The following is a 6,929-nucleotide window of genomic DNA, read 5'->3' as shown; positions in this document are numbered from 1 at the left end:
TTTGACCTGCTGTCGGCGCACCAGACGTCCCGCCCGGTCGTAGGTGTAATACATGTCGTCGCGCTGCACCAGACGGCCGGCTTCCCACTCGGTCAGCCGTCCCTGCTCCTGCGGCAGGCCGGTGCGGGTATAGTGGTAGTCGGTCTCGGCAGTCGGCGCTCTGCCCGCGCCGCCGGTCAGAACCGATAGCACCCGGCCGGTCTTGTCCAGCCGATACCCTTCACTGTCGCGGTTGGTGCGCACTTCCGTACCGTTCTGCCACTCACGCACCACCCGGTCGCGCAGGTCGTAAGATTATCTGCACCGATGACGCGGCGAAGGCAAGATTTGAAGTCCGCGAGTTAGTGCGACAGTTTCAGGAAGTCGAGCACTTGCCCGAAGAGGATAAGGAAGTGATTAATAAGTTGCTGGATGCCTTTTTAACCAAGAAGCAGTTACAGGCGCTGGCAAGATAAGACAGAGTTATCATAAAGATAGCGCGGGGCTGACGTGCGCGAACACAACCACCCCACTCACCACAACCAACTGGAAGGAGTTGACTATGGCTAAGGCACATTCTAAGTCAGGCGTCACCGTTAATAAAGCTACCAAACAGAACGTTACTACGCGGTGGGATACGCCCCGCAAAACGGCAAGCCTAATCCGGCGTCAGCGGTTAACCTAAAAAGCCGCTGGCTGGAAGAGTCTGGCTTCATGACCGAGATGCCCATCACCGTGACGGTTGAGCGGGGAAGGATAGTGATTGAGACGGAGATTAATCTCTGACATCGCTCATGATAAACAGCAGGTAAAATAAAGCCGGAAGAATCGTGGGGATCTCTTCCGGTTTTGTCATAAGAGCGTTATAAAAAAGTGAACCCGAAAAAATTATGTGGATCTAAACATAACTGTCTATCAATAAGTCCTTCTCGATAGCTCAACGTTAGAATTCCGAACGGTTCAGATTGATTATTCACTGACGTGACCGTTATTTCCTGCTCTGTTTTAAATAATTGAGAATAAATAGACATCAAAGAAAATTTATCATCTTCATCGAGTTCAAACCATATTTCTATTTCTGCCACTTTATTAGCATTAATAAACCCAAAATTATCAATGCATACCTCGAACTTCATGTTATTGAAAATAAAATACACGCGATCGTACATGGGGTGAAACACTGAAGGGCTTTCAGAGTCAATATAACCAGAGACAATAACGTCAATAATTGGCTCATTAGTAAGAGCATTAATAAAATTTTCCATGTACTGCCCTCTATGGAGATAATATTATTCCGAGATCCATACCTTTTCCTGACTCAATGAGCGTTACAAACTCTTCGGCTCCATCAGGTAATTTTTTGGATATATAAGTCATCCCTTCACCTCTATATATTTCCATAAGAGGTTGTCCCTTTTTAATAGTACCTTGACCGACATGAATTAGCTTGCCGCTGTCACGTAATGTTTCTATATCTTTTAAAAATTCAGCACCTTCACTGGTTTTCCATTTCGGATATTTTTTACCCAAATATTTTTCAAGAATATCTTTGTGCCGAATGAAATGATCTTTAAAGTTTTTCCCCGGCTTAATGCTACATCCCGCTAACCCAAACGGATCAACCCAACTTGATGGATTATGCACATAAGCATAATTGCTTTCTCCCCCCAACACCCCTATCGGGTCCGGCGAGATATATCCGCCGCCGGTGGGGTCGTAGTACCGAAATCGGTTATAGCACAGGCCGCTTTCGCTGTCACGGAGCTGTCCGGCGAAGGCCAGTCCCGGGTCTGCGCTCTCCGTTTTCGCGACCGCACGCTGGCCCCACAGTGTGGCTTTCGGCACCTGCCAGCGCAGTTCACCTTTGCTATCGTACAGCGCCTGCGGCTCGCCGTTTTGCGCGCTGCTCACAAAATCCGTATCCCAGCCGCCCGCGACGGTGTGCCGCTGCTGCACCACCAGCTCCCAGCCGTTGTAGACCCAGTGTCGCCGCGACGTCTGTTGTCCCTGACGATAGTGCCGCACTTCCGCTATCTGGTCGCCGTCCCACAGGTAGCGAACCTCTTCGCCGCGCTCGGCGCAACGTTTGCTGACCCGACGCCCGAACGGGTCGTAGCGGTAAAACCAGGTCTCGCCGCTCGGGGTGTCCACCGCCCGCAGCTGATTGCGGCTGTCCCAGCGGTAGTGCCACACCTGCGCCCGGAACCCCGGCTTGACCTCCTGTCGGCGCGCCAGACGGCCCGCCCGGTCGTAGGTGTAATACATATCGTCGCGCTGCACCAGTCGGCCCGCTTCCCACTCGGTCAGCCGTCCCTGCTCCTGCGGCAGGCCGCTGCGGGTGTAGTGGTAATTGGTCTCCGCGGTTGGCGTTCGGCCTGCGCCGCCACGCAACACCGACAGCACCCGCCCGGTTTTGTCCAGCCGATAGCCTTCGCTGTCGCGGTTGGTGCGCACGCCGGTCATGTTCCCCGCGCCGTCGTAGCGGTACTCTCGCGTCTGCTGCGCCTGTATCCGTCCGTCGTGCGCCTGACCGGTCATCTCGCGCGTCAGCCAGCCCATCGCGTCGTACTCGCGCGTTTGCAGGAAGCGTCCGCCCCGGCGTTCGCTCTCGCGCCCGGCGGCATCGTGGTTTATCGTCAGCTCCGCGCCGTCCGGCAGCACCACCTGTTTCAGCTCACCGGTACGGCTGTAGCGGAAGGTGCTGGTCAGTCCTTCTTCTTCCTTTTCTTCTTCCGGCCACAGCAGGGTGCGCGTGACGCTGTGCTCGTCGTAGACTCTGCGCACTTCCGTGCCGTTCTGCCACTCGCGCACCACTCGGTCGCGCAGGTCGTACTCCAGCTGCACGTGACTGACGGACGACGTCACCTCGGTCAGCCGCCCCACCGCATCGTAGCGATAGTGCATCGTCTCTTCCGGCGAAGTTTCCTGTATCAGCAAGCCGCGGCCGTCGTACAGGAAGGTGCGCCGTTCGCCTTCGCCGTTGCGCACCTCGATGCAGTGCCCGTCTTCGTCATAACCGTAGTGGGTGACCGTGCCGGCCATATCCTGTTCGCGGATCACCCGGCCGTCCGCATCCAGCCACCACTGCCAGCGGCTGCCGTCCGGGGCAGTGACCGACGTCAGTTGCTGCGTCTCCGGGTCGTAGTCGTAGCGCCAGGTCCGGCCCTGTGCGTCCGTGCGCGAGCGCAGCAGGTCGAACGCGCCGTAACTCTGACGCCACATCGCCCCGTTGCCGTCCACATAGCTCAGCAGGTTTTTGTGGCGGTCGTACTGCCGCTGCTCCTCGCGTTCATCCGGGCGCAACAGCTGCTCCGGCAGACGCCAGCTGGCACGCCGATAGCCAAATTTATACGCCGCGCCGTCCGGGCGCAGCCACTGCACGACCCGGTCCTGCGGGTCGTATCGCAGGTGCTGCATGCGGCCTTCCGCGTCCGTGGCGCTCAGCAGGCGCTGACGATGGTCATACTGCAATCGAGCCTGCACCTCGCCCGCCCGGTCGCTGACCTGAGTCAGCAGTCCGAAGCGGTTCCACGTGAAGTGAACTTCGCTGGCGTCGGGCCCGGTCAGCTGCACCGGGTCGCCCGCCGCGTCGTATTCCCACGACCAGGTGCGATCCAGCGGGTCCGTCACGCCGCACAGCCGTTCCTGATCGTCGTAGTCATAGGCCCACACCTGACCGCTGCCGTCGGTGAAGGTGCTGACCAGTCCGCTCTGCTCCAGATAGCTGAAGGCGGTGACGCGCCCCTGCGGCGAAATCTCCCGCAGCAGGTTGCCGTGTTCGTCATACTCGTAGCGAGTTTTATGGCCCAGTGGCGAGCGCTGGTAGCTCATCAGCGACAGATCGTTAAACCCGTACTCGCTGCGATGCCCCTGACCGTCGGTCATGATGACGCGGTTGGGGTAATACTCGAACCGTCCGGTCAGGAAGCCGTCGGCGCAGGTGGTGAAGACGCAGCGTCCCTGTTCGTCGTACTCGTAACGCGCCCAGGTCTGGTCGTGGTCGTGCCAGCGCGTCAGCCGATTGGCCGCGTCGTATTCGTAGTAGAGGTGGTACAGCTGGGTGGCGTCCGCCTCCATTAGGCGGCCAAGTTCATCCTGACGGTACAACGCCAGCTCGGTGTGCTGGGCGCCGTCGGTGCGGATAAGCTGATGCACGAACTCGCCTTGCCACACCAGCCGTATCTCGATGCCGTCGCTGTGCCGCACCTGTTGCAGACGACCCTGACCGTCACGCAGCAGGGCGATGTGGTTATCATGCGTGTCGCGGATTTCACTCAGCAACCGCGTATCACCGTGCGCCACGCGGAACTCGCGCCAGGTCTGGCTGTCACGGTGCCACAGGCTGAAACCCGCACCGCGGCGGTAGAGGGTAAACTCGGGGTAGAGCGGGCAGAACACCGCCTGGATGTCCTGATGAAAGGTGAAATCGATGTCAAAGCCCTGCGCCAGCGTGATGACGACATGGGTATTCAAGCCTTCCTGACTGACTCGGGCGACCTCGCTCCAGCTGTCGTGCCAGCCGTGCCCCAGCAGCCCGGTGTGCGACGAGGCCGAGCGGTAGGTTCGCTCGAACATCAGCGGTAGCGTCTGTCCCAGCGCGATATCCTGCCGCGACTCAATCACTTCGCCGCTGGCGATATACACCGGGTCTTTCAGGAACGCTTTTATCGATTCCTTGACGCGTGCCAGTCCTTTACTCTCGCGAAAAGCGCGACTGGCGCACCCCGCGATGCGTTTTAACTCGCGAGCGGTCATTAACGCACCGGCGTACATTCCCCTGAGCACGGCCCGGGGATGGGTAAATAATTTCCCCAAGCCTTTAAATAAGCCTTTACTCGGCGGCACCAAAAACTCCACCGCAATCAGGATGGCTTTTTCCCACCAGCTAAATTCGTCCTGTATCGCTAGTAAGGTTTGCTGTCCCGCGCCGAAATAGACGGTGGAGGCCCCCTCTTTCAGGGTACCGCCGCACACCGTTTTATCATCAATGCGCGCCGCCGCATGCTGATTGACATACACCGTGTCGCTGCCCTGAGCAATCAGCTGCGGCGAATTGTGTTTGGTGCAGGCGACCGTATCGACCTCGGCACGAGACGCCGGTAGTTTTTCGACGAAGACATTGCCGGACCCAGTGACCACTGGGCCAAACGGCGGCGTCACGCTGTCCACCATCGCGGCGACGCCGCCGGAGATCGCGGCAATCTGATCTTTGAGCAAATAGGTGAGCCCAAACCCGGCCGCCAGCTTGACGGCCCCCACCACCAGCGCCAGTCCCAGCCCTCCGGTCAATCCGAGTCCTACAACCACCGCCGCTACCGCAGCAGCCGCGACCGCAAAAGCCGCCGCTGCGACCAGTGCGCCGGCCACCGCACCCAGCAGCGCGCCCAGAAAGCTGGCATGTTTGATGGTCTTGCCCGGCGACGTCGGCGGTTTGCCGTGACACGGCTGTGGTCGTTCCGCTGGCGGCGCGGGCTGACTACCCGCATGCATGGCCCCTACGCGGGCCACTCGGCTCAGTATGTCATTCAGCATGTCGACTCCCTTCAGGACGCGCTTTTAAAGCTCTCCACCACCGCTAACATCGCCGTTTTCTGCTCTTCCCGCAGTTCGCCCGCCGCCGTGACGGTAAACGTCAGCAGCCGCTGACCGCGCACCTGCATCACCACAACCTGATGCATCGGCCCCTCCGTCGAACGCCAGGTGTACTCGAGTCCGCGCGCCGGTTCGCCATCCAGCGTGAGTTCCCAGGCAGCGCGCTCTTCATAGTTTTTCAGGTGCGCGGAAAACTGCTCCAGCGTTTGTTGATAGACCGTCTCCGGCGTCAGGCCGAACTCAATCGGCGTGCGATTGACCACCAAATTGGCCGTGTCGCCCGGCAACACAAACACATGGAGGGATTCGTCGCGCCAGTCTGCTGGGATCGCCAGTGTGCCTTCATTCATCTGATACATTGCGTTGCCGTCCTTTAGTTCAAATCGATGCGGGTGCCGTTGAGTACAATGTTCTTGCCCACAATATTGATGTCACCACTCTGGGTGATGAGGATATAACCGCTGCTGGTGCCAATCTGGATGTTGCCCTCCAGCGACTGGATGGTGATGTTGCCCTTGACGTTCAGCGCCTCGGCCTCGTTCACCACCGTGCTGCGGTTTTTCGTCACGGCTATCGTCTGCTGTCCCTGAATTTCCGTCACCTGATCGCCCTGTACCGACACCGTCTGATTGCGCTGCACCACCTGCGTCTGGTCGCGCCCGACGTTCTCGCTGTGATCGACGTTGACCGAGGTGCTGCGGTTATTCAGCACCACGGTGTTCATGTCTTTCTGGGCATGCAGGAAGAGCTCTTCCTGCCCGGCCTGATCTTCAAAGCGCAGTTCGTTGAAGCCGACCCCCTTGTGGGTCGAACTCTTGATGCTCATGCGGGTCTTGTGCGCCGGGAGCTCATAGGGCGCAGGATTGGTGGCATGATAGGTGCGCCCGGTGATGATCGGCTGATCCGGGTCGCCCTCCAGAAAACTCACCACCACCTCGTGACCGATGCGCGGGATGGCCACCATGCCGTACTGACCGCCCGCCCAGCCCTGACTCACCCGCACCCAGCACGAGCTCTGGTCGTCGCTCGCGCCGTAGCGGTCCCACGGGAACTGCAGCTTCACCCGACCGTATTCGTCGCAGTAAATCTCCTCGCCTGATGGGCCAACCACCGTGGCAATCTGTGGACCGTCCACCATCGGGCGATGCGGCATCGCGGGCCGCCACGTGGTGCTGGCTTTCACCACGCCGAAGGTGTTGGTCAGCGTGGTCGGCTCGCCGCCGCCTTCCTCTTCCAGCGCCTGCGGCTGGGTGCCGATGTGGGTCACGTTTACCACCTGCCAGGCAATGTTCAGCATCAGGTTCGGGTGCTCCGTCAGGGTAAATGCGCTCCCCGGCATCAATGCCCCGGAGTTTGAG

6 protein-coding genes are annotated in these 6,929 nt (G+C 59.1%); 1 reads left to right on the top strand and 5 read right to left on the bottom strand.

Annotated elements, in window-relative coordinates; translation table 11 throughout:
* Positions 1 to 270, bottom strand: a 270-nt coding sequence (locus AU509_RS17500; protein ID WP_139824078.1) for a hypothetical protein, incomplete at its 3' end; no start/stop codon positions are given.
* A gap of 339 nt (positions 271 to 609) precedes the next feature.
* Here AU509_RS17500 and AU509_RS17490 point away from each other — a divergent pair.
* Complete coding sequence (locus tag AU509_RS17490) at positions 610 to 765, top strand: SymE family type I addiction module toxin (protein ID WP_254901620.1); 156 nt, start codon at positions 610 to 612, stop codon at positions 763 to 765.
* A gap of 77 nt (positions 766 to 842) precedes the next feature.
* Here AU509_RS17490 and AU509_RS17485 read toward each other — a convergent pair whose 3' ends face one another.
* The 4 genes from AU509_RS17485 to tssI form a co-directional block, all read right to left on the bottom strand.
* Positions 843 to 1,244, bottom strand: coding sequence for a hypothetical protein (locus AU509_RS17485; RefSeq protein WP_094118911.1), 402 nt, complete (start codon positions 1,242 to 1,244; stop codon positions 843 to 845).
* A 10-nt stretch (positions 1,245 to 1,254) separates the two neighbouring features.
* Entirely contained in the window at positions 1,255 to 5,511 is a 4,257-nt protein-coding gene (locus AU509_RS17480) for an RHS repeat-associated core domain-containing protein (protein ID WP_094118910.1), read from the bottom strand.
* A gap of 11 nt (positions 5,512 to 5,522) precedes the next feature.
* A complete protein-coding gene (locus AU509_RS17475) occupies positions 5,523 to 5,930 on the bottom strand; it encodes a DUF1795 domain-containing protein (RefSeq protein ID WP_085653848.1) in 408 nt (135 codons plus the stop codon).
* Between the two features lie 14 nt (positions 5,931 to 5,944).
* Positions 5,945 to 6,929 (bottom strand): type VI secretion system tip protein TssI/VgrG (tssI, locus tag AU509_RS17470; protein ID WP_139824077.1); only part of this gene is annotated, 985 nt, incomplete at its 5' end.

Source organism: Lonsdalea britannica, assembly GCF_002111595.1.
GTDB classification, from domain to species: domain Bacteria; phylum Pseudomonadota; class Gammaproteobacteria; order Enterobacterales; family Enterobacteriaceae; genus Lonsdalea; species Lonsdalea britannica.
The sequence above is the reverse complement of the archived record's forward strand: the minus strand, read 5'-3'. Positions and strand labels throughout refer to the sequence as shown.